Annotated in this window: 18 protein-coding genes and 1 pseudogene; 9 read left to right on the forward strand and 10 right to left on the reverse strand. The window is 60.0% G+C overall.

Annotation, left to right across the window (positions count from 1 at the left end; translation table 11 throughout):
• Positions 1 to 25: 25 nt before the first annotated feature.
• Positions 26 to 634 carry a LemA family protein gene (locus LOY38_RS23190; protein WP_258697217.1) on the reverse strand — a complete coding sequence of 203 codons (609 nt, stop codon included), beginning with the start codon at positions 632 to 634 and terminating at the stop codon, positions 26 to 28.
• A gap of 234 nt (positions 635 to 868) precedes the next feature.
• Between LOY38_RS23190 and bglX the strand changes: the two genes are divergently transcribed.
• Positions 869 to 3160 (forward strand): beta-glucosidase BglX, encoded by a 2292-nt coding sequence (gene bglX, locus LOY38_RS23195; RefSeq protein ID WP_258697218.1) that lies wholly within the window; start codon positions 869 to 871, stop codon positions 3158 to 3160.
• Between the two features lie 124 nt (positions 3161 to 3284).
• Here the strand turns inward: bglX and LOY38_RS23200 are convergent, their stop codons facing one another.
• The 5 genes from LOY38_RS23200 to LOY38_RS23220 all read right to left on the reverse strand — a co-directional run bounded on the left by LOY38_RS23200 (position 3285) and on the right by LOY38_RS23220 (position 7749).
• Positions 3285 to 4442: a phosphatidylserine/phosphatidylglycerophosphate/cardiolipin synthase family protein gene (locus LOY38_RS23200; protein WP_258697219.1), complete on the reverse strand. Its 1158-nt coding sequence runs from the start codon at positions 4440 to 4442 to the stop codon at positions 3285 to 3287.
• Position 4443: 1 nt separating this feature from the next.
• Positions 4444 to 5034, reverse strand: coding sequence for a YceI family protein (locus LOY38_RS23205; protein ID WP_258697220.1), 591 nt, complete (start codon positions 5032 to 5034; stop codon positions 4444 to 4446).
• Between the two features lie 232 nt (positions 5035 to 5266).
• Positions 5267 to 5596, reverse strand: a complete 330-nt coding sequence (locus LOY38_RS23210) for an amidase (RefSeq protein ID WP_258697221.1) — start codon at positions 5594 to 5596, stop codon at positions 5267 to 5269.
• Positions 5593 to 6687: a serine hydrolase gene (locus LOY38_RS23215; RefSeq protein WP_258697222.1), complete on the reverse strand. Its 1095-nt coding sequence runs from the start codon at positions 6685 to 6687 to the stop codon at positions 5593 to 5595. The genes LOY38_RS23210 and LOY38_RS23215 overlap by 4 nt, the downstream gene beginning before the upstream one ends.
• 180 nt (positions 6688 to 6867) lie before the next feature.
• Positions 6868 to 7749 carry an acyl-CoA dehydrogenase family protein gene (locus LOY38_RS23220; protein WP_258697223.1) on the reverse strand — a complete coding sequence of 294 codons (882 nt, stop codon included), beginning with the start codon at positions 7747 to 7749 and terminating at the stop codon, positions 6868 to 6870.
• A gap of 154 nt (positions 7750 to 7903) precedes the next feature.
• Here LOY38_RS23220 and olsB point away from each other — a divergent pair, with 154 nt between their 5' ends.
• Both olsB and LOY38_RS23230 read left to right on the forward strand, forming a co-directional pair.
• The gene (olsB, locus tag LOY38_RS23225) at positions 7904 to 8659 is read left to right on the forward strand and encodes an L-ornithine N(alpha)-acyltransferase (RefSeq protein WP_019580897.1); all 756 of its coding nucleotides are present in this window, start codon (positions 7904 to 7906) and stop codon (positions 8657 to 8659) included.
• A complete protein-coding gene (locus tag LOY38_RS23230) occupies positions 8659 to 9453 on the forward strand; it encodes a 1-acyl-sn-glycerol-3-phosphate acyltransferase (protein WP_258697224.1) in 795 nt (264 codons plus the stop codon). The genes olsB and LOY38_RS23230 overlap by 1 nt, the downstream gene beginning before the upstream one ends.
• A 91-nt stretch (positions 9454 to 9544) precedes the next feature.
• Here the strand turns inward: LOY38_RS23230 and LOY38_RS23235 are convergent, their stop codons facing one another.
• Positions 9545 to 10117 carry an ACP phosphodiesterase gene (locus LOY38_RS23235; protein WP_258697225.1) on the reverse strand — a complete coding sequence of 191 codons (573 nt, stop codon included), beginning with the start codon at positions 10115 to 10117 and terminating at the stop codon, positions 9545 to 9547.
• 154 nt (positions 10118 to 10271) lie between these two features.
• On the opposite strand from LOY38_RS23235, the gene LOY38_RS23240 reads away from it, so the two are divergent.
• From LOY38_RS23240 to LOY38_RS23250, 3 genes are read left to right on the forward strand one after another with little or no spacing between them, the layout of a single operon-like run.
• Complete coding sequence (locus tag LOY38_RS23240; protein ID WP_258697226.1) at positions 10272 to 10574, forward strand: helix-turn-helix transcriptional regulator; 303 nt, start codon at positions 10272 to 10274, stop codon at positions 10572 to 10574.
• Between the two features lie 34 nt (positions 10575 to 10608).
• Entirely contained in the window at positions 10609 to 11775 is a 1167-nt protein-coding gene (locus LOY38_RS23245) for an MFS transporter (protein WP_258697227.1), read from the forward strand.
• 22 nt (positions 11776 to 11797) lie between these two features.
• Complete coding sequence (locus LOY38_RS23250; protein ID WP_258697228.1) at positions 11798 to 12847, forward strand: alkene reductase; 1050 nt, start codon at positions 11798 to 11800, stop codon at positions 12845 to 12847.
• Between the two features lie 325 nt (positions 12848 to 13172).
• Here LOY38_RS23250 and emhR read toward each other — a convergent pair whose 3' ends face one another.
• On the reverse strand, positions 13173 to 13805 hold the full coding sequence (gene emhR / locus LOY38_RS23255) for an efflux system transcriptional repressor EmhR (RefSeq protein WP_258697229.1): 633 nt from the start codon (positions 13803 to 13805) through the stop codon (positions 13173 to 13175).
• Positions 13806 to 14072: 267 nt separating this feature from the next.
• Between emhR and emhA the strand changes: the two are divergent.
• The 3 genes and pseudogenes from emhA (at position 14073) to emhC (ending at position 19854) form a co-directional block, all read left to right on the forward strand.
• Positions 14073 to 15229, forward strand: a pseudogene (gene emhA / locus LOY38_RS23260) (efflux RND transporter periplasmic adaptor subunit EmhA).
• A 3-nt stretch (positions 15230 to 15232) separates the two neighbouring features.
• Positions 15233 to 18394 carry an efflux RND transporter permease subunit EmhB gene (gene emhB, locus LOY38_RS23265; RefSeq protein ID WP_258697230.1) on the forward strand — a complete coding sequence of 1054 codons (3162 nt, stop codon included), beginning with the start codon at positions 15233 to 15235 and terminating at the stop codon, positions 18392 to 18394.
• Positions 18394 to 19854, forward strand: a complete 1461-nt coding sequence (emhC, locus tag LOY38_RS23270) for an efflux RND transporter outer membrane subunit EmhC (RefSeq protein WP_258697231.1) — start codon at positions 18394 to 18396, stop codon at positions 19852 to 19854. The genes emhB and emhC overlap by 1 nt, the downstream gene beginning before the upstream one ends.
• 87 nt (positions 19855 to 19941) lie before the next feature.
• Here emhC and LOY38_RS23275 read toward each other — a convergent pair whose 3' ends face one another.
• Positions 19942 to 21912 (reverse strand): DUF692 family multinuclear iron-containing protein, encoded by a 1971-nt coding sequence (locus LOY38_RS23275; protein WP_258697232.1) that lies wholly within the window; start codon positions 21910 to 21912, stop codon positions 19942 to 19944.
• A gap of 16 nt (positions 21913 to 21928) precedes the next feature.
• Entirely contained in the window at positions 21929 to 23089 is a 1161-nt protein-coding gene (locus LOY38_RS23280) for an aKG-HExxH-type peptide beta-hydroxylase (protein WP_258697233.1), read from the reverse strand.
• Positions 23090 to 23099: the final 10 nt, after the last annotated feature.

Below are 23099 nucleotides of genomic sequence, written 5' to 3' on the forward strand. Positions count from 1 at the left end.
AACTGTATCGCCGACAGGGCGTTGATCAGAATTTCACTTGCGGCGCTTGTTCGGCCCCGGGAGTGGTGGCCTCGAAGGTTTCGCGAATCGGCAAATCGCTGTACATCACGCTGTGCCACAGGCGACCGGGGAAAGTGCGAAGCTCGGTATTGTACTTTTGCACCGCCAGGATGAAATCGCGACGCGCCACGGCGATGCGGTTCTCAGTGCCTTCGAGTTGCGATTGCAGCGCCAGGAAGTTCTGGTTGGCCTTGAGGTCCGGGTAGCGCTCAGACACCACCATCAAACGACTGAGAGCACCGCTCAACTGATCCTGGGCCTGCTGATACTGTTTGAGTTTTTCCGGATTATCGAGGGACTTGGCATCGACCTGAATCGACGTCGCCTTGGCCCGGGCTTCGATCACCGCCGTCAGGGTGGCTTCTTCATGCTTGGCGTAGCCCTTGACGACTTCCACCAGAGTGGGAATCAGGTCGGCGCGGCGCTGGTACTGGTTCTGCACCTGGCCCCAGGCAGCCTTGGCCTGCTCGTCGAGGGTCGGGATAGTGTTGATGCCGCAACCGGCCAGTAGTGTGGTCAGCAACATCAAGGCTGCAACCTGCAGGCTCGACCGATAGTGGTGTCGTACATTCATCTGGTTGACGCTCCTTGCACATTCCGTTGAAAAACAACCGGCGAACTTTGAACCCCGCTCTTGGGGCATAATCTGCGCCGCTACTGGATTGCATCGAGCCAATGGGCTAAAAGATGCCCAGCACTGAGACTCTGCAGAAGTGTGCTGCATTTACCTGAACAACAATAGTCGCTCCCCAAATTTTGGCTGACCGGCGTGTATTCACTGCCGTTTAGGCTTTTGAGAAAACAATTCATGAAGAAGCTGTGTTTGCTGGGCCTGTTCGTCAGCCTGGCCAGTCATACCGTATTGGCCGCCACGACGCCCGCACCTATAGAGAACAAGGACGCCTTCATCAGCCACCTGATGAAGCAAATGACCCTCGATGAAAAGATCGGCCAGTTACGCCTGATCAGCATCGGCCCGGAAATGCCGCGGGAGATGATCCGCAAGGAGATCGCTGCCGGCAATATCGGCGGCACCTTCAACTCGATCACCCGCGCCGAGAACCGTCCGATGCAGGACGCGGCCATGCGCAGCCGGTTGAAGATCCCGATGTTCTTCGCCTATGACGTGATCCACGGCCACCGCACCATTTTCCCGATTCCGCTGGCCCTGGCCTCGAGCTGGGACATGGACGCCATTGGTCGCTCCGGGCGCATCGCCGCTCAGGAAGCGGCGGCTGACAGCCTCGACATCACCTTCGCACCGATGGTCGACATCTCCCGCGACCCACGCTGGGGCCGCACGTCCGAAGGTTTCGGCGAAGACACCTACCTGGTTTCGCGGATCGCCGGCGTCATGGTCAAGGCGTTCCAGGGCTCAGGCGCGAACGCGGCCGACAGCATCATGGCCAGCGTCAAGCATTTTGCCTTGTACGGCGCGGTCGAGGGCGGTCGCGACTACAACGTCGTCGACATGAGCCCGGTCAAGATGTACCAGGATTACCTGCCACCGTACCGCGCCGCTATCGACGCCGGTGCTGGCGGGGTGATGGTTGCGCTGAACTCGATCAACGGCGTGCCAGCCACCGCCAACACCTGGTTGATGAACGACCTGCTGCGCAAGGAATGGGGCTTCAAGGGCCTGGCGGTCAGCGATCACGGGGCAATTTTCGAGCTGATCAAGCACGGCGTCGCCGCTGACGGTCGCGAAGCCGCGAAGCTGGCGATCAAGGCCGGCATCGACATGAGCATGAACGACACCCTCTATGGCAAGGAGTTGCCAGGGCTGTTGAAGGCCGGTGAGATCGAACAGAAAGACATCGACAACGCCGTGCGCGAAGTGCTCGCCGCCAAGTACGACATGGGCCTGTTCAAAGACCCGTACCTGCGCATCGGCAAGGCCGAGGATGACCCGGCCGACACCTACGCCGAAAGCCGCCTGCACCGCGCCGAGGCCCGTGATGTGGCGCGCCGCAGCCAGGTATTGCTGAAGAACCAGGGCGACACCCTGCCGCTGAAGAAAACCGCGAAAATCGCCCTGGTCGGTCCACTGGCCAAAGCCCCAATCGACATGATGGGCAGTTGGGCTGCCGCTGGCCGGCCCGCGCAATCGGTAACGCTGTTCGACGGCATGACCCATGCACTCGGCGCGCAGTCGACGCTGATCTACGCCCGTGGCGCGAACATCACCAGCGACAAGAAAATCCTCGATTACCTGAACTTCCTCAACTTCGATGCACCGGAAGTGGTGGATGATCCGCGTCCGGCCAACGTGCTGATCGATGAAGCGGTGAAAGCCGCACAGCAGGCCGATGTGGTGGTGGCAGCGGTGGGCGAATCACGTGGCATGTCCCACGAATCGTCGAGCCGTACCGACCTGAACATTCCGGCCAACCAGCGCGAGCTGATCAGGGCTTTGAAAGCCACCGGCAAACCGCTGGTGCTGGTGTTGATGAATGGCCGTCCGCTGTCGATTCTCGAAGAGAAAGAGCAGGCTGACGCGATTCTGGAAACCTGGTTCAGCGGCACCGAAGGCGGTAACGCTATCGCCGACGTGCTGTTCGGCGACTACAACCCGTCGGGCAAACTGCCGATCACCATTCCCCGCTCGGTGGGTCAGATTCCGACCTACTACAACCACCTGAGCATTGGCCGGCCGTTCACCCCGGGCAAACCGGGCAACTACACCTCGCAGTATTTCGAAGACACCACCGGGCCATTGTTCCCGTTCGGCTTCGGCCTGAGCTACACCCAGTTCAGCCTGACCGACATGGCCCTGTCATCGACCACACTGAACAAGACCGGCAAGCTCGACGCCAGCGTCGTGGTGAAGAACACCGGCAAGCGTGACGGTGAAACCGTGGTGCAGCTGTACATCCAGGACGTGACCGGTTCGATGATCCGCCCGGTCAAGGAACTGAAGAACTTCCAGAAAGTAATGGTCAAGGCCGGCGAACAGAAAGTCGTGCACTTCACCATCACCGAGGATGACCTGAAGTTCTACAACGCCCAGCTCAAGTACGCCGCAGAACCGGGCAAGTTCAACGTGCAGATCGGCCTGGACTCTCAGGACGTGACGCAGCAGAGTTTTGAATTGCTGTAATCCCGCGCACGGACTGATCGTTCCCACGCTCTGCGTGGGAATGCCTCAAGGGACGCTCCGCGTCCAGTGACGCGGAGCGTCACGGGCTGCATTCCCACGCAGAGCGTGGGAACGATCTGAACGACTACCCCCGCCGATCCAGCAGATTCACCACCAACCGATCCACCCATCCCCAAACCCTTTGCTTGACCCGCCGCCACAACGGTCGGCGTTTCCATGCTTCGAGGCTGACTTCCTGGCTCAGGGCAAAGTCATTCTCGAAACTCGCTGCCACCGCCCGGGTCAGTCCGGGGTCCAGGGCTTCGAGATTGGCTTCCAGATTAAAGCGCAGATTCCAGTGGTCGAAGTTGCACGAACCGATACTCACCCAGTCATCGATCAACACCATCTTCAGGTGCAGGAAACATGGCTGGTATTCGAAGATCTTCACACCGGCCCTGAGCAGGCGCGGGTAATAGCGATGCCCGGCGTAGCGTACCGACGGGTGATCGGTGCGCGGCCCGGTCAGCAGCAGACGCACGTCGACGCCACGACTCGCCGCCCGACGCAGTGAGCGGCGGACTTTCCAGGTCGGCAGGAAATACGGCGTGGCCAGCCAGATCCGCCGCTGGCCGCTGTTCAGCGCGCGAACCAGCGATTGCAGAATATCGCGGTGTTGGCGGGCGTCGGCATAGGCGACCCGGCCCATGCCCTCGCCCATGGCCGGCACTCGCGGCAGGCGCGGCAAACCGAAGTGCGCAGTGGGTTTCCAGGCACGCCGATGGCGGTTGGCGATCCATTGGCGGTCGAACAGCAACTGCCAGTCGATCACCAGCGGGCCGGTGATTTCCACCATCACTTCGTGCCATTCGCTGGTGTCTTCGCCTGGCGTCCAGAACTCATCGGTAACCCCGGTGCCGCCGACGACCGCCAGGGTTTGATCCACCAGCAGCAGCTTGCGGTGATCGCGATAGAAGTTGCCCACCCAGCGCCGCCAGCTCAGGCGATTGTAGAAACGCAACTCGACACCGGCGGCCATCAGGCGCTGACGCAAGGTCAGGGTGAAGGCCAGGCTGCCATAGTCATCGAACAGGCAGCGCACCCGCACGCCGCGCTCGGCGGCCTGGACCAACGCCTGAACCATCGCCTCGGCGCAGGCCCCCGCCTCCACCAGGTACAGCTCCAGTTCGACTTGCTCTTCGGCGCGGGCAATCGCCACCAGCATTCGCGGAAAAAACTGCGGACCGTCGATCAGCAGTTCAAAGCGATTGCCTTCACGCCACGGGAAAATTGCGCCGCGCATATCAGCGCGCCGTGAAAATCAGCACCGCACCCACCGGCACCGACAGACTGATGGCCGACAAACCGGCAACCTTGCGTAAGCTTTCCAGGCCCGGGGCCAGGTCGAAATCTTGCGCACTGATCACCAACGGTTCGAGGGTCACCACTTGAAAGCGCCGGTCATCGAGACGGGTCGCCAGCAGTTCGGCGTTGTATTGGTGTTGTTTGCCATGCAGGTTGACCGTCAGCGGCAAGCGCAACTCCAGTTGCGCACCGGGCGCCAGGTCGTTGATCGGCCGCAGATCGATTTGCGTGGTGATCAGCGCTTCGGGAAACGTCTGGATCTCGAACAGCTCCTTGCGCATGCGTTCGTCACGCAGCGGAATACCGCTGTTGACCGACTCCAGCTCAACCTCCACCTGCGCCAGGCCTTTGGGGTCGACCTTGCCGTGCAGCACCAGAAAGCGCTGCACTTCGCAGATGTTGGCGTTTTTAGTGCTGATGAACGACAGCCGCGAAGACTCGCCGTCCAGATACCAATTGGCCTGGGCCGACACGGTGACACCGGCCAGCAACAGGAAAGCGAGGGTTTTGCAGACAAAACGGTTGAACATAGAGACTCATGGGCAGATAAACCTGAGAGAACCTTAACTGGCCTGAGGCAGGTTGCAAACTTTCTGTTACTCCAACCCAACCTTTGTGGCGAGGGAGCTTGCTCCCGCTCGGCTGCGAAGCGCTCCCAAAATCAGACAATGAGTTCTTCCAGTCAGACCTCGGCCACTGACATTACGACTGCTTCGCAGCCGAGCGGGAGCAAGCTCCCTCGCCACAAAAAACTGACCACTGTCAGGGTTGCAGGCGACAGCCTTGGCGTTCACCAACCCAAACAGCGCTATTGCTGCGCCCCATCCCACCAACCGTCACACGCTTGTTCACGGCGTCATCGACGAATCCACTGGTGGGCAAATACTGCTTCACATAGCTTTGGCAATACTCCACCGGATTGTTCATCACATACCGGCAAGAACAGTATTCCTTGGCGGTATAGGCGCTGATGATGTCCGGGAAAGCCCACAACGCCACACGCTCCTGCCAGACCCAGCCGAACAAGGCGATCAGCAGCACCAGCAACAGCGTGCTGAACGGCCGACGGCGAATAAAACTGTGGCGGCTCATGGCTGCACCTTCATGGCAAACGCCTTGAGCGCAAGTTTGAGCAATTCGTTGTGCCGATAACGCCCATCGCGATCATCGCCGTAGCGCACGATCACCAGCTTCTCGCTGGGAATCACGTACATTGCCTGGCCCCAATGGCCCAGTGCGGCGAAGGTATCGGCGGGGGCATCGGGCCAAGGTTGTGTCGCGCCATCCACCGCGCGATTGAGCCACCAATGCCCGCCGGGCACTGCTTCATCCTGGTTGGCTTGATAATGGGCAAAAGGCTCACTGCTGAAGTCGACCCAATCCTTGGGCAGCAATTGCTGCTCACGCCAACGACCGTCACGCGCCATCAACAGGCCGACGCGAGCCAGGTCCCGGGCGGTGAGGTAGGCATAAGACGATGCGACGAACGCCCCCGTGGCATCCGCTTCCCAAACCGCACTGCGAATCCCCAAGGGTTCGAACAGCGCAGTCCATGGATAATCCGGATAACGGGCCGGGCCGACGATGGTTTTCAGTGCGGCGGACAGCAGGTTGCTATCGCCGCTAGAGTAACGGAATGCCTGACCGGGCCTGGCGTACTCGTCGTGGTCGGCGGTGAACGCAGCCATGTCGCGGTGACCACGGGTGTAAAGCATGGCCACCACTGAGGACTTCAACGGTGCGTATTCATAGTCTTCCTGCCAGTCCAGGCCGGAAGCCCAGTGCAGCAGGTCGGCCATGGTCATGGCCGGGTGTTTTTCCAGCGGCGGATAGAACTGCACCACCGGGTCGTGCAATTTGAACAAGCCTTCGCCATACGCCACACCGAGCACCGTGGCCATCAGGCTTTTGCTGATCGACCAGGTCAGGTGCGGCGTTTGGGCAGTGGTCGGGCCGGCGTAGCGTTCGTAGACGAGTTGACCGTCGCGGATCACCAGCAAGGCATCGGTGCGAATGCCTTGGTGAGTGGCATCGTCGCGGGGTGGGAAGGCGTAACTCTCCAGGGCCTGAAGTGCCGGCCCGGTGACTTTCGGGCCGGGCGACCATTGCTCGGCCGGCCAGTTTTCGGCCTGGGCCGTGAGGCTGAGCAGCAACATGAAAAACAGGGACAAGCCTTTGAACATGGGGGGCGCTCGGAGGGATGAACCTGCAGAGCCTAGTCGAGTTTGATGACAGTATTTGCGTCGCCAATGAGGCCGCCATCGCGGGCAAGCCCGCTCCCACATGATCTGCGTCATACACAATATTTTGCACACCAGAGATCCTTGTGGGAGCGGGCTTGCCCGCGAAGGGTCCCTTCAGCCTTACGACAACCCCGCCAACGCCTTGGCCAACCGCTTCCCCCGCGCCCCTGCCGCCAGATCCATCACGGTTTGGTCGCGCTGCCACATCGCCGCCCATTGAGGCGGGCCATCGGCCAGGGCCTGATTCACTTCAGCCTTGAGCCCATCGAACTGCGCAAACAACCCGCCCAGCAACACATGCCCGGCCGGATTGTTCGGCGCCTGACGGCTGACTTCCGCGCACCCGGCCAGCAGCGCCAGCAAGCGCAGTTGCAAGGTGTGCGGCCAGTCGCTGTCCTGGCCGACACCGAACAGCCAGGCAGTCATGGCGCTCAGCACATAGATGTCTTCCAGGGTGCGGAACGGTTTGACGTAAGCATCCCAGCCATCCCCCGCCAGCAATTCGCACAGCGCGTTATCGAGAAACAAACGACCGTGGCCTATGTCCGGCATCAGTGGCATCGGCGCGAGTTTTTCCAGACGCACGCCCGGTTCGCCGGGGTAAACCACCGCCAGGCTCAGTCGCGGGTCGCTGCCGGGCTTTTCACTGCGAGCGGCGACCAGCAACCAGTCGGCGGCATCGCCGGCGGTGACGAAATCCTTGCGACCGCTCAGGCGCAGATCGCGCAGTCGCGTCTGCATGTCCGCCACCCGCAAACTGCGCTGTTCGGTCGCGCACAACGCGCCGAGGCTCAGCGGTGCGCTCGGCCAAAGCATGCGCAACGCCGCTTGATACCCCACCAGAAACGCCAGCCCCGGTGTCGCCATCAGCCGTCCGCCGACCACCGCCAGTTCGAACGGCGTGACCGTACCCAACCGGTGCATCAAGGTCGCAAAGCCTTCGGCCAGGTCTGGGTTGGCGGGCAGGCGATCGCGGCGAGTCAACAGGGTTTGCCAGGGCATAAGAGGCTCCTTGTGGGCTGTCATATAAGCATCACCAAAGCTTCATGGCGATGACACCGGGGCTACATAGCCTGACTTTGCACAACACGGCTGCATAAAGAAAGTCGATCGGCTGCACCCCAAGACGGGTGGCCAGCCCGTACGGAGATTCGCAATGACTCAGATCGCCCGCATCAGCGACACCGGCAATGAACGCCGCCTGCAAGCCGAACGCCTGGTGGGCGCCGAGGCGTTGCAGGAAGCCCAGGCCTTGCGCTTCAACGTGTTCAGCGGCGAATTCAACGCCAGGCTCAAAGGCGCGGAGCTGGGTCTGGACATGGATGACTATGATGTTCACTGCGCCCACATCGGCGTGCGTGACTTGAACACCGGGCGCCTGGTGGCGACCACCCGTTTGCTCGACCACACAGCCGCCAGCAGCCTGGGCAAGTTCTACAGCGAAGAAGAATTCAGCCTGCATGGTCTGGTCCATCTGAAAGGCCCGATCCTGGAAATCGGTCGCACCTGCGTCGACCCGGCCTACCGCAACGGCGGCACCATCGCCGTGCTCTGGGGTGAACTGGCCGAAGTGCTGAACCAGGGCGGTTACAGCTATTTGATGGGGTGCGCGAGCATTCCGATGCAGGACGGCGGCATTCAGGCTCACGCGATCATGCAGCGTCTGCGCGAACGCTACCTGTGCACCGAACACCTGCGGGCCGAGCCGAAGAAACCGTTGCCGACACTGGATATCCCGTCCAACGTCATCGCCGAAATGCCGCCGCTGCTCAAGGCCTACATGCGCCTGGGCGCGAAAATCTGCGGCGAGCCGTGCTGGGACGAAGACTTCCAGGTGGCCGACGTGTTCATCCTGCTCAAGCGCGACGAGCTCTGCCCGCGCTACGCCAAGCACTTCAAGGCGGCTGTGTAATGAGCCGCTTGCGGGTGTACGCGCGAATTGCGCGAGTGCTTTTGGTGGTGGCCCTGGGCTTGAGCATGGCCGGCGTGTTCGGGCTGTTCGAGCGACTGGGGGTTGCCCATTCGATGGTCCGTCGCCAGCGCTGGTCGCGGTTTTTCATGGCACGGCTGAGCAATGCCTTGCCCTTTCGTGTGACCGTGCATGGTCAATTGCCGAAGGCGCCGATGCTGTGGGTCAGCAATCATGTGTCCTGGACCGACATTCCGCTGCTGGGCATGCTCACGCCGCTGTCGTTCCTGTCCAAGGCCGAAGTGCGTACCTGGCCGGTGGCGGGCTGGTTGGCGGCCAAGGCCGGCAGCCTGTTCATTCGCCGTGGTTCAGGCGACAGTCAGTTGATCCGCAAACAAATGACCCGTCATCTGGAACAGGAACATCCGCTGCTGATGTTCCCGGAAGGCACCACCACCGATGGCCGCTCGCTGCGTACGTTTCATGGGCGTTTGCTGTCCGCGGCGATCGATTCCGAAGTGGCGCTGCAGCCGGTGGCGATTCGTTATCTGCGCAATGGCGAGCTCGATGCCCTGGCACCGTTCATTGGCGATGATGATTTGCTGTCGCACCTGATGCGTTTGTTCGCCAATGATCGAGGCGAGGTGGAGATTCACCTGCTCAAACCGATCGAATGCCAGGACCGGGAGCGCGCGGCGCTGGCGTTCGAAGCGCAGCAGGCGGTGCAGAGCGCGTTGTTTGGTGAAATCGCGAAACCTGCCGAGCCACGGCGTGCCGGCGAACTGATCGCTGCCTGATAGAAAAAGATCGCAGCCTTCGGCAGCTCCTACATTGGAATGATGCCCCCTGTAGGAGCTGCCGAAGGCTGCGATCTTTTGATCCTGCTGGCTACACTCGTCGCGCTACAAAGTCCTGCAACTCGGGATAGAACAATCGGAAATCCTCGCTCAACGGTTCATACAACGCCCGTAATTCCTGCATCGCAGCGGCCAGTTCCTCCGGCCGGGTCAGCCTGCGTGATATCCCGCGCAGCACCTGCTCCAGCACCTCGAACTCCTGATAAGCCCCCAACCAGTCATTGGCCACCATGTGCGGCGCAATCTTCGCCAGGCGCTCCGGCAATTGCGACTCGGTGGACAGCACCCTGTACACGTCCGACGTGAACTGCTCCAGTGGCTGATCCGAATAAAGCGTCCAGTCCCGCGCCAGGCAATGATCGAAAAACACATCGAGCACGATCCCGGCGTAACGCCGGCGCGTGATGGAAAACCGCGACAAGGCGATATCCACCAGCGGATGGCGATCGGTAAACACGTCAATGCTGCGGTGCAACTGGATGGCCGCTTCAATCTCCGGATCGAACTGCCCCTGCAGCCGTCCTTTGACGAAATCGCCATACAAACTGCCGAGCAGTTGACCGGGGCGCTGGCCACCGAGGTGCAGATGTGCGAGATAGTTCATGGGCGCAGCTTAACACTGCGTCATCCATATCGTTATAACTCGATATACCGATTTACGCGGTCATCAGACCAAAATCATATTGGTATATCGCGAAGTACCGATTTAAAGTTCGCCTCATCGCGATATAGCGTTTTACTCATCACGAGCCCAAACCATGACCCTCGACCTCGACGAAATAATAAAAGCCCTGGCACACCCAGTACGGCGAGACATCCTGCACTGGCTCAAAGACCCGACCGTCGAATTCCCCGACCAGTCCCACAGCAATGAGCACGGCGTCTGCGCCGGGCAGATCGATCAACGTTGCGGTTTGTCGCAGTCCACGGTGTCCGCACACCTGGCGACTCTGCAACGCGCCGGCTTGATCAGCAGCCGCAAAGTCGGCCAGTGGCATTTTTTCAAACGCAACGAGGAAACCATCCAGGAATTCCTCCGCACTTTCAGCAAAGAGCTCTGACCCTTTACGTCAGTACGCCGATAAGGAATCAACAATGCCCCTCTCGCTACTCATTCTGGCCTTGAGCGCCTTCGCCATCGGCACCACCGAGTTCGTCATCATGGGTTTGCTGCCCGATGTGGCGGCGGACCTCGGCGTGTCGATCCCCGGCGCTGGCTGGCTGGTGACCGGTTACGCCCTGGGCGTAGCCATCGGTGCGCCGTTCATGGCACTGGCCACCGCCAGACTGCCGCGCAAGGCCGCTTTGGTAGCATTGATGGGCATCTTCATCATCGGCAACCTGCTCTGCGCCCTGGCCAGTGACTACAACGTTTTGATGTTTGCCCGCGTGGTCACCGCGCTGTGTCATGGCGCCTTCTTCGGCATCGGTTCGGTGGTGGCGGCAGGTCTGGTACCGGCCAACAAACGTGCGTCGGCCGTGGCTTTGATGTTCACCGGCCTGACCCTGGCCAACGTCCTCGGCGTGCCGCTGGGCACCGCGCTCGGTCAGGAAGCCGGCTGGCGTTCGACCTTCTGGGCGGTGACCGTGATCGGTGTGATTGCGCTGATCGGCCTGATCCGCTTCCTGCCGGCCAGGCGCGATGAAGAAAAACTCGACATGCGCGCCGAACTGCGCGCTCTCAAGGGCGCTGGCATCTGGTTGTCGTTGAGCATGACTGCGTTATTCGCCGCCTCGGTCTTCACCTTGTTCACCTATGTCGCCCCTCTGTTGGGCGAGGTCACCGGAGTCTCGCCACGCGGCGTGACCTGGACCTTGATGCTCATCGGCTTGGGCTTGACGGTCGGCAACATCATCGGCGGCAAGCTGGCAGACAAAAGCATGGCGGCGACGCTGATCGGTGTGTTCATCACCATGGCGGTCGTGTCCACCGTGCTGACCTGGACCAGCATTGCCGTGATCCCGACCGAAATCACCCTGTTCCTCTGGGCCACCGCGTGCTTCGCCGCCGTACCCGCCCTGCAAGTGAACGTTGTGACCTACGGCAAGGCGGCACCGAACCTGGTATCGACCCTGAACATCGGCGCTTTCAACGTCGGCAACGCGCTCGGTGCCTGGGTCGGCGGCAGCGTCATCGCCCACGGCTTCGGTCTCACCAGCGTGCCGCTCGCGGCAGCGGCACTGGCGGTACTCGCCCTGCTCGTGACCCTGATTACTTTCCGTCAGAGCGGTAATCCCGAACTGGCCCCTGCTACTAACTGATACCTCACGAGGGTTGTATTAAATGACGACTATTTTCGATCCGATCAAACTGGGCGACCTCGAGTTGGCCAACCGCATCATCATGGCACCGCTGACCCGCTGCCGCGCCGACGAAGGCCGTGTGCCGAACGCGCTGATGGCCGAGTACTACGTGCAACGCGCCTCTGCCGGCCTGATCCTCAGCGAAGCTACGTCGGTCACGCCGATAGGCGTGGGCTACCCGGACACTCCCGGTATCTGGTCCAATGACCAGGTACGCGGCTGGAGCAACGTGACCAAAGCAATCCACGGCGCTGGCGGCAAAATCTTCCTGCAACTGTGGCATGTGGGTCGGATTTCCCACCCCTTGTACCTGAACGGCGAAGCACCGGTCGCGCCGAGTGCCATCCAGCCCAAGGGCCATGTCAGCCTGGTTCGCCCATTGGCCGACTTCCCAACGCCGCGTGCCCTGGAAACCGCTGAAATCGCCGACATCGTCGATGCTTACCGCGTGGGTGCCGAGAACGCCAAGGCTGCCGGTTTCGACGGTGTGGAAATCCACGGCGCCAACGGTTACCTGCTCGACCAGTTCCTGCAAAGCAGCACCAACCAGCGCACCGACAACTACGGCGGCTCCCTGGAAAACCGTGCGCGCCTGTTGCTGGAAGTGACCGATGCCGCCATCGAAATCTGGGGCGCGGGCCGCGTGGGTGTGCACCTGTCACCACGTGCCGATCTCCATGACATGGGCGACGAAAACCTGTCCGAGACGTTCACCTACGTCGCTCGCGAATTGGGCAAACGTGGTATCGCCTTCATCTGCTCGCGCGAGAAAGAAGCCGGCGACAGCCTCGGCCCACAACTGAAGGAAGCCTTCGGCGGCCCGTACATCGCCAACGAACGCTTCACCAAGGACAGCGCCAACGAGTGGCTGGCCAGCGGCAAGGCTGATGCGGTGGCGTTCGGTGTACCGTTTATCGCCAACCCGGATCTGCCGGCGCGTCTGAAGGCCGATGCGCCGCTGAACGAGGCGCGTCCTGAGTCGTTCTACGGTAAAGGCCCGGTCGGTTATATCGATTATCCGGCGTTGTAAGTTTCAACTATTGAAATGAAAAGCCCCGACTCGAAAGAGCCGGGGCTTTTGCGTATGGATAGAAGAACAAAAGATCGCAGCCTTCGGCAGCTCCTACCTTGGAATGGCATACACCTTGTGGGAGCTGCCGAAGGCTGCGATCTTTTCAGTCGCTCACACTCATTCACACACTCGACACAAAATCCCTACAAAATACGTAGTTCGCTATGTATCAACCCGAGTCGCAGACGTATATAAAAGCATCCCATTGCAATGAGGCGAGCGAACAGGGTTCTTCACTGGCGCCCGTCCATTTACACAACCTGATCCAATTACGCATTTTGTTTCATTTGCGCAGGCTGGGACTCAAGCGCAGCATATCCAACCCTGTATCGACCCATCGCTCGGCTTCGGTGTGCAGCTGAAAACTGTCGGGAGCCAACAGCCACTGATACAGGATGCCATCGATGTACGCATGCAGGCTGATGGCCGCGCGGGCAGCGTCGAGATCTTCCGGCAATTGCCCGCGTTTCATCGCATTACTCAGGGCCAGAGCGATTCGCACATTGCAATCGAGACTGACCGTTCGGCGCTGCTGGCGCAGGTCGCACATTTCATCGGTGAATTCGCACTTATGAAACAGAATCTCGTTGATGCGTCGGGTTTTCGGGTCCAGTGCAACTTGATGAAACAAATGAATCAGCAGCTTGCGCATGCAGCCCAGCGGATCAAGTTCCTCTTCGCTTTCGCTGGCCTTGGCCATTTCCTCCAGCGGCTCATGCAAGGTATCAAGCATCGCCTGCACCAGATCCGCCTTGTTATTGAAATGCCAGTAGATGGCTCCACGAGTCACACCGGCCAGGGCAGCGATATCCGCCAGCGTCGTGCGTGCCACGCCCCGCTCATAAAAGGCTTTTTCCGCCGCTTCGAGTATCTGGCTTCGGGTTTCTTGAGCTTCCTCTTTGGTACGACGGACCATGGCAGTAAAACCTCAATCAGGGGTGCTTCAGCGATGTCTGAATATCTGCTGAATAAAAGTGGGGCGAGCGCTCTCGGGCTTCGTCTCCGGCCTACAATTCAAACCTTTGAACGGCTTTTGTAACTGTGTGGGTACGCCGCCAAGGCCCTTTACAAACAACCATGAACGTAAGTATATTCATTAGCAAGCTACTTATCCACCCGGTAAAAATTTTTTACCCTTCCACCTTTCTTGTGCGCAATGTGCGCGCCTGACCCGAGGATCTTCATGCAATTCAAGCCAGCTGTTACCGCTCTGGTTACTGCCCTCGCCCTGGCATCGCTGCTCAGCGGATGTAAAAAGGAAGAAGCGGCACCAGCCGCACCCCCCCTCAGGTCGGCGTCGTAACCCTGCAACCTCAAGCCTTCACCCTGACGTCCGAACTTCCGGGGCGCACCAGTGCGTTCCGCATTGCCGAAGTTCGCCCACAGGTCAACGGCATCATTCTCAAACGACTGTTCAAGGAAGGCGGCGACGTCAAGGCCGGTCAGCAGCTCTATCAGATCGACCCGTCGGTCTATGACGCGACCCTGAAAAGCGCCGAAGCCAACCTGCGTTCGACCAAGTCGATCTCGGATCGCTACAAACAACTGGTCGACGAACAGGCCGTCAGCCGTCAGGAGTACGACACGGCGCTGGCCAACCGCCTGCAATCGGAAGCATCCCTGCAAAGTGCCCAGATCAACGTGCGCTACACCAAGGTTTACGCACCGATCTCCGGTCGCATCGGCCGTTCGTCCGTGACCGAAGGCGCACTGGTCAGCAGCGGCCAGACCGACGCCATGGCCGTCATCCAGCAACTCGACCCGATCTACGTCGACGTGACTCAGTCCTCGGTGGAGCTGCTTGAGCTGCGTCGTGAACTGGAAAGCGGTCGTCTGCAAAAAGCCGGCGACAACGCCGCCGCGGTCAAGCTGACCCTGGAAGACGGCAGCCAGTACAAAGTGGACGGCAAGCTTGAGTTCTCCGAAGTCTCGGTTGACCAGACCACCGGTTCCGTGACCTTGCGCGCGGTGTTCCCGAACCCTGATCACACCCTGCTGCCGGGCATGTTCGTTCACGCCCAGTTGCAGGCTGGCGTGAACAGCGCCGCGATTCTGGCTCCGCAACAAGGCGTGACCCGTGACCTCAAAGGCACCCCGACCGCACTGGTCGTCGGTCCGGACAACAAGGTCGAACTGCGCCAGCTCAAGGCCAGCCGCACCGTCGGCAGCCAATGGCTGATTGAAGACGGTCTGAAGGCAGGCGATCGCCTGATTACCGAAGGGCTGCAATTCGTCAGACCTGGTGTCGTAGTCAAAGCCACTGAAGCGACTAACGTTGGCGCAAAGAGCCCGGCCCCCGCACAGGCAGCTAATACAGCTGTCGGCGGCAAAGGGGAGTAAACCATGTCGAAATTTTTTATCGACCGTCCGATTTTCGCCTGGGTGATTGCCCTGGTGATCATGCTGGTCGGGGCTTTATCGATCCTCAAACTGCCGATCAACCAATACCCGAGCATTGCGCCTCCGGCCATTGCCATCTCTGTGACCTACCCAGGCGCGTCTGCACAAACCGTGCAGGACACTGTGGTGCAGGTGATCGAGCAACAGCTCAACGGTATCGACAATCTGCGTTATGTCTCGTCGGAAAGTAACTCCGACGGCAGCATGACCATTACCGCGACCTTCGAGCAAGGCACCAGCTCCGATACCGCGCAGGTTCAGGTCCAGAACAAACTGAACCTGGCCACCCCGCTGCTGCCGCAAGAAGTGCAGCAACAGGGCATCCGCGTGACCAAGTCGGTGAAGAACTTCCTGATGGTCATCGGCGTGGTATCGCGCGACGGCAGCATGACCAAGGACGACCTGTCCAACTACATCGTGTCGAACATGCAGGACCCGATCTCCCGCACCGCCGGTGTCGGTGACTTCCAGGTCTTCGGTGCCCAGTACGCGATGCGGATCTGGCTCGACCCGGCCAAGTTGAACAACTTCAACCTGACCCCGGTGGACGTGAAAACCGCCATCGCGGCGCAGAACGTCCAGGTCTCGTCCGGTCAACTCGGCGGCTTGCCCGCCCTGCCCGGCCAGCAACTGAACGCTACGATCATCGGCAAGACCCGTCTGCAGACTGCCGAGCAATTCAAGGAAATCCTGCTCAAGGTCAACAAGGACGGCTCGCAGGTTCGTCTCAAAGACGTCGCCGAAGTAGGCCTGGGTGGCGAGAACTACAGCGTCAGCGCCCAGTTCAATGGCAGCCCGGCTTCCGGTCTGGCAGTGAAACTGGCCAACGGTGCCAACGCCCTCGATACCGCCAAGGCCCTGCGCAAAACCATCAACGACCTGAAGCCGTTCTTCCCGCAAGGGATGGAAGTGGTGTTCCCGTACGACACCACCCCGGTGGTGACCGAGTCGATCAAGGGTGTGGTTGAAACCCTGGTCGAAGCGATCGTGCTGGTGTTCCTGGTGATGTTCCTGTTCCTGCAGAACTTCCGCGCCACCGTCATCACCACGATGACCGTGCCGGTGGTACTGCTGGGTACGTTCGGGATCCTCGCGGCATTCGGCTTCAGCATCAACACCCTGACCATGTTCGGTATGGTGCTGGCCATCGGCTTGCTGGTGGACGATGCCATCGTCGTGGTGGAAAACGTCGAACGGGTCATGAGCGAAGAAGGCCTGTCACCCAAGGAGGCCACCAAGAAATCCATGGGGCAGATCCAGGGTGCGCTGGTCGGTATTGCCCTGGTGCTGTCGGCGGTACTGCTGCCGATGGCGTTCTTCAGCGGCTCCACCGGTGTGATCTACAAGCAGTTCTCGATCACCATCGTTTCGGCCATGGCCTTGTCGGTGATGGTTGCATTGATCTTCACCCCGGCGCTCTGCGCCACCATGCTCAAGGCGATTCCGAAAGGCGAGCACGGCATACCGAAACGCGGCTTCTTCGGCTGGTTCAACCGCAACTTCGACCGTGGCGTCAGAAGCTACGAGCGCGGCGTCGGCAACATGCTCGCGCACAAGGCTCCGTACCTGCTGGCGTACCTGATCATCGTGGTCGGCATGATCTGGCTGTTCACCCGCATTCCAACGGCGTTCCTGCCGGAAGAAGACCAGGGCGTACTGTTTGCCCAGGTGCAAACCCCGGCCGGTTCCAGCTCCCAGCGCACGCAAGTGGTCGTGGATGAAATGCGCGAGTTCCTGCTGCGTCCGAGCAAGGATGGCGGCGAAGGCGATGCGGTGGCCTCGGTGTTTACCGTGACCGGTTTCAACTTCGCCGGCCGTGGCCAGAGTTCGGGCATGGCGTTCATCATGCTCAAACCGTGGGACGAACGTAACGCCGACAACAGCGTGTTCAAACTGGCGGCCCGTGCCCAACAGCACTTCTTCACCTTCCGCGACGCCATGGTGTTTGCCTTCGCGCCACCGGCGGTACTGGAACTGGGTAACGCCACCGGTTTCGACGTATTCCTTCAGGACCGCGCCGGTATCGGTCACGAAAAGCTGATGGCGGCACGCAACCAGTTCCTCGGCATGGCGGCGCAAAGCAAGGTCTTGTCGCAAGTCCGTCCGAACGGTCTGAACGACGAGCCGCAATACCAACTGGAAATCGACGATGAGAAGGCCAGCGCCCTGGGCGTGACCCTCACCGACATCAACAACACCCTGTCGATTGCCTTGGGTAGTAGCTATGTGAACGACTTCATCGACCGCGGTCGGGTGAAGAAGGTTTACGTGCAAGGCCAGCCGGGTGCCCGCATGAGCCCTGAAGACGTCAAGAAGTGGTACGTGCGCAACAGCGCCGGCACCATGGTTCCGTTCTCGGCCTTCGCCAAGGGTGAGTGGATTTACGGTGCGCCGAAGCTGTCGCGTTACAACGGCGTAGAGGCGATGGAAATCCTCGGTGCCCCGGCCCCCGGTTATTCCACCGGTGAAGCCATGGCCGAAGTCGAAGCCCTGGCCAAGAAACTGCCGGCCGGTGTCGGTATTTCCTGGACCGGTCTGTCGTACGAGGAACGTCTGTCCGGCTCGCAAGCGCCAGCGCTGTACGCCTTGTCGCTGCTGATGGTGTTCCTGTGTCTGGCGGCGTTGTATGAAAGCTGGTCGATCCCGATCGCGGTCATGTTGGTCGTGCCGCTTGGGATCATCGGTGCGCTGATGGCGACCAGCCTGCGCGGCCTGTCCAACGACGTGTATTTCCAGGTGGGGCTGTTGACCACCATCGGTCTGGCGGCGAAAAACGCCATTCTGATCGTCGAGTTCGCCAAGGAACTGCATGAACAAGGGCGCAGCCTGCGCGATGCAGCGATCGAAGCCTGCCGGATGCGTCTGCGACCGATCATCATGACCTCGCTCGCATTCGTGCTCGGCGTGGTACCGCTGGCCATTTCCACGGGCGCAGGTTCGGGTAGCCAACATGCGATCGGAACCGGGGTGATTGGCGGTATGCTCACGGCCACGATCCTGGCGATCTTCTGGGTTCCGTTGTTCTTCGTCACCGTGTCGTCCATGGGCCAGCGCAAAGTCGCCGACCAGGATGACGCCATTGAAACTTCTCAAGAGGCTGGCTAATGAGCAAGTCGCTACTCTCCCTCGCAGTCGCCGCCTTCGTGCTGGGTGGCTGCTCGCTGATACCCGATTATCAGCAGCCTGAAGCACCGGTGGCGGGCCAATACCCGCAAGGCCCGGCGTATTCGCCGGCCCAGGCACCCAACCAGGCCGCCGCCGAACAGGGCTGGAAGCAGTTTTTCCACGACCCGGCATTGCAACAGCTGATCCAGACCGCATTGGAGAACAACCGTGACCTGCGCGTCGCGGCGCTGAACATCGACGCTTATGCGGCTCAGTACCGCATTCAGCGTGCCGATCTGTTCCCGGCGGTTTCGGCTACCGGCAGCGGCAGCCGTCAGCGGGTTCCGGCACGGGCTTCGCAAACCGGTGAAGCGGGCATCACCAGCTCCTACTCGGCCACCGTCGGCATCAGTGCCTATGAACTCGACCTGTTCGGTCGGGTGCGCAGCCTGAGCGAAGAAGCACTGCAGAAATACTTCGCCACTGAAGAAGCGCGCCGCAGCACACAGATCAGCCTGGTGGCCAGTGTGGCCAATGCCTACCTGACCTGGCAGGCCGACAAGGAGCTGTTGAAACTGACCCAGGAAACCCTCGGCGCCTACGAGGAGAGTTTCAAACTCACCTCGCGCAGCAACGAAGTGGGTGTAGCCTCGGCGCTGGATCTGGCCCAGTCGCGTACCTCGGTGGAAAACGCCCGCGCGCAACAGGCCAAATACACCCGTCAGGTTGCCCAGGATGAAAACAGCCTGGTGCTGCTGCTCGGCACCGGTATCCCGGCCAATCTGCAAGCGGCCAAGCCACTGTCGGACGACCTGCTGAGCGAAGTGCCGGCCGGCCTGCCGTCGGATTTGCTGCAACGTCGTCCAGACATCCTTCAGGCCGAGTACAACCTCAAGGCTGCCAACGCCAACATCGGCGCGGCGCGGGCTGCGTTCTTCCCGAGCATCAGCCTGACCGCCAATGCCGGCTCCCTGAGCCCGGACCTTTCCGGTCTGTTCAAGGGCGGTTCGGGCACCTGGTTGTTCCAGCCGCAGATCAACCTGCCGATCTTCAACGCCGGCAGCCTGCGCGCCAGCCTGGATTACTCCAAAATCCAGAAAGACATCGGCGTGGCGAACTACGAGAAGTCCATTCAAACGGCCTTCCAGGAAGTCGCCGATGGCCTGGCCGCACGCCAGACCTACACCGAGCAGTTGCAGGCTCAGCGTGATTTCGTCAGCGCCAACCAGGACTACTACCGTCTGGCCGAGCGTCGTTACCGCATCGGCGTCGACAGCAACCTGACCTTCCTCGACGCCCAGCGCCAGCTGTTCAGTGCCCAACAGGCGCTGATCACCGACCGTCTGGCGCAGCTGACCAGTGCGGTCAATCTGTACAAGGCGCTGGGGGGTGGCTGGAATGAACAGACGGCGAAGAACGAGCCGTTGAAAGAAGAAGCGCCGAAGATGAAGTTGTTCTGATAGCGCGGTAAACACGAAGCCCACCAAACGGTGTAATGGCCAAATGGTGGGCTTTTTGTTGGCCATGAAAAAGGTAACGCGTTCGTATTACCTCCCAACCCCATTCACCAGAAACACCGGCTCTTCCAGATAATCGAGCCCCAAGCGGTTTTCGAACATTTCGTCGCGTAACGCCGCCGTGGTGAAACAGCCCAGATCCAAGGCGGTGGCCAGCAGCGAAAAGGTCTGGCTCAGATGCCCGGCATCCATCAGCGCCACCCGCAGTGCCCGGCTGAATTCGTATTTCCAGGCCATCCGTTCGACCCGCGCCGTGGAAACGAACACCGCCGCCGCGTCCTTGATCCACGGCTGCCCGCCACAAGCCTCGCTGATCCAGGCTCGCGGATCTTCCAGGGACAGCAACTCAAGCCCGTGACGACGTACCGAATAGTGGTAAAGACCTCGCTCGAAACCCTGCACATTCATCAGCACCGCATACACCTCGGTGCCTTGCAGTGAACCGCCGGCCGGCGAGGTTTTTTTCAGGAAGTAGTCCCCCATGCGGTTTTGCTCCACGACCGTCGCGCCCCAGGTGTAATAGAGCAACAGAGACAACTGTGCCGAACTCAACGGCTGGTCACTGAAGGTTCGTGACGTGCGGCGATTGCACAGCGAGTCTAGCAACGCCGGCTGAGCAATCGCGCAGGGAGTCAGTAGCGGGTTTTCCAGGGCAATGAACGGATGGGACCCATAGTCCTTGAACGCCGAGGGCTGGCGTTGCGCCGAGGCCCTTTGCTCAAGCTCCGTTTCCAGCTCGGCAACGCTGACATAGGGCGTGTGCGAGCCGGTCCGGGTACTCAGGTAAAACTCCAGCGCCGCATCCCAGTGGGCCCAAAGGTCAAGCGGATGTTTGCACTCGTCGGGCGGGATAATGTCCGATTGATTCGCGACGGGCAGCAAAACCTCGTGGCTGACCAGCGTCCTCAGGAACGCCAGGTTGTCGTCCTGTGCAGGGCTTTGCAAAACACCCGGCAGCAACAAGGCACTCTCCAGCGTCTGTGGGGTCAGGAAGTGGCGCAGTAACGGCAGAAACGTCACGTCGAACGCCAGGCTCAGGTCCTGCTGCCGATCCCGGATAAAAAACGATGCCGAGCCGACACTGAGCCAAGTGTTTTCCCTGAGTTTCAACAGAGTCTGCGCACCCTCCGCTGGCGTCTGTTGCGCGCCCTGTTGATCGCTCCCCTGCCAGAACAGGGCCTTGGGTCTCAAGGACTTGATGGCCTTGATCAACGTCGACAGTTCCGCGTCATCGGCTTTGCGGGAAATATCCCATTCAAGGGTGATCGCTTTCACCGGGGATGTTGCAAACAACTGACGCAAGATATCCCAATCCCGCCGCGGATGACCGGTGTGAATTTCAATCAGCCGGTCCAGCGGCAACGACCGCAAATAGTCGTTCAGGTCGTAACCCTGGGTTCTGGCCGTCGTGATCGCGCTGTCGAGATCCAGCAGAAAGCCCGAGCCGCTGCGCTCCACCACACTGGAGATGAACTCGCCTTCGGACTGCGCTTGTGCATCGTGCAATGAAAACAACCGCGGCGCGTTTTCCAGCACCAGCAGCGTTGCCGTGAGTTCCCGCAGTTCAATGGCATTGGCCACCACCGTGTCAGCCACCTCTTGGGCCAAGGTCGGCAAAATGAAGTGCTGAATGTCGCCACCGTGGAAACGCGACCAGGAAATATGCTCGGCCAGCCACGGCGAACGGGTCTTGTCGCACAGTCGCCGCGTCATGCGCAGAAACTCGCGATCCATCGCGATACCCACGCTGCCCAGGGACAAACTGGACGAATGCAGCAAGCTCGGCACTTGGGCGCTGACCTCAAGCAGACGAGGTTCCAGAATGCAGTGCGTCGGCTGAAACTCGACGTAATCGAAATGCGGTAAACCCTCGGCGAGAATCCGTTCGACAGTCTGGTCGAGTCCATGCTCCGACAGATCATCCTGAAGGCTGTGCCGTGGCAAATGGTATTCCAGCCCTACCCCGGCCTCGGGATAGGGCGAGGCATCAAACATCCCCATGTGAGCCTCCCTGGCATCAAGCGGTCATACCCAGCAAGCGTTGTTGCTCAGCCTCAGCCCCCGATATCGCCAATAGCCCGGCATACTGGCTTTCCAGCGATTTGACCTCTTTGACCAGGTTTTCCATCAGCTGACGTCCCTGGGGGGTGAAATCAGTGCTGGCTTCGAAATCCGGCACCGCCTTGATCAAGCCTTGCAGAATGAACACAAGACGGTTTTGCGCCCGTTGCAGCTCCTCGGACGAACGCGAACGAACCCGCCCCAGGTATTTGACCAACGCGATGTACACGAAAAACGCGTGGAAGTAGCCATAAAAGTCACGCTTCTGTCCCGACCACGGCAAGGCGAACAACGGCTCCCGCGAGGTCTCTTCCTTAACGACCGGGCACACCTCGACAATGTGATAGAGCAACTGATGAGTAGCCTCGTGCACCAGAGACTCTTCCAGATCGAGTATCGAATCATCCCGGCTCGACAAGAGGATGATTCCGGTGAAGCGGGAAGCCGAACAGCTTCGAAATGAACCATCGGGTAAATAAAAAATCGACTTGACCAGCTTTTTAAATTGTTCGCGACAGGCAGGCCAGGTGTGTTCTATGCGCAACAGGGCAATATTCACCACATCGCAAAAAAAACGCACGGAGTAACCGCTACGTTCCAACTGTTTGCGGACTGTTTCATCTTCCGGAAACTCATAGCTGGGAGGCATTACTATCGCAACCAGCGGATCGACATCAAACCGATGCACGGGAGGACAATAATGATTCGCGCGAGGACTGTCCGTCGCTTTAACGCGCAGTAGCATCTCTGGAAATTCGAACAACATTTTTTCCAGCTCACCCCTGTCCTCCGTCTTTTTCGTTATGACCAGGTTGGCGTAATGAGCCGTCAGCACATTCCACACTTGAAACACCGGATCATTAATAATCAAACGCTGTTCCCGGGTGGGAGGAACGATAAGATTAAACGCCTGCTCAAAGAAATCCGCCAAATGCGGGGCATTGGGAAACAATTGAAAAAGCTCGGTGTACAGCGCAACAAAGCTGGTGTAGCGATTTCGACTGACACGCTCCAGCAAGACTTCAAATCGCGAAAGCTCCGAATCCGGAAGGAAGGTCGTACCCTGAAATAAATCGTCGACCGATAGCTCACGTTGACCACTGTTACCGATGTCCATTTCTCAACCT

The organism is Pseudomonas sp. B21-015, assembly GCF_024749285.1.
Taxonomy (GTDB): Bacteria; Pseudomonadota; Gammaproteobacteria; order Pseudomonadales; family Pseudomonadaceae; genus Aquipseudomonas.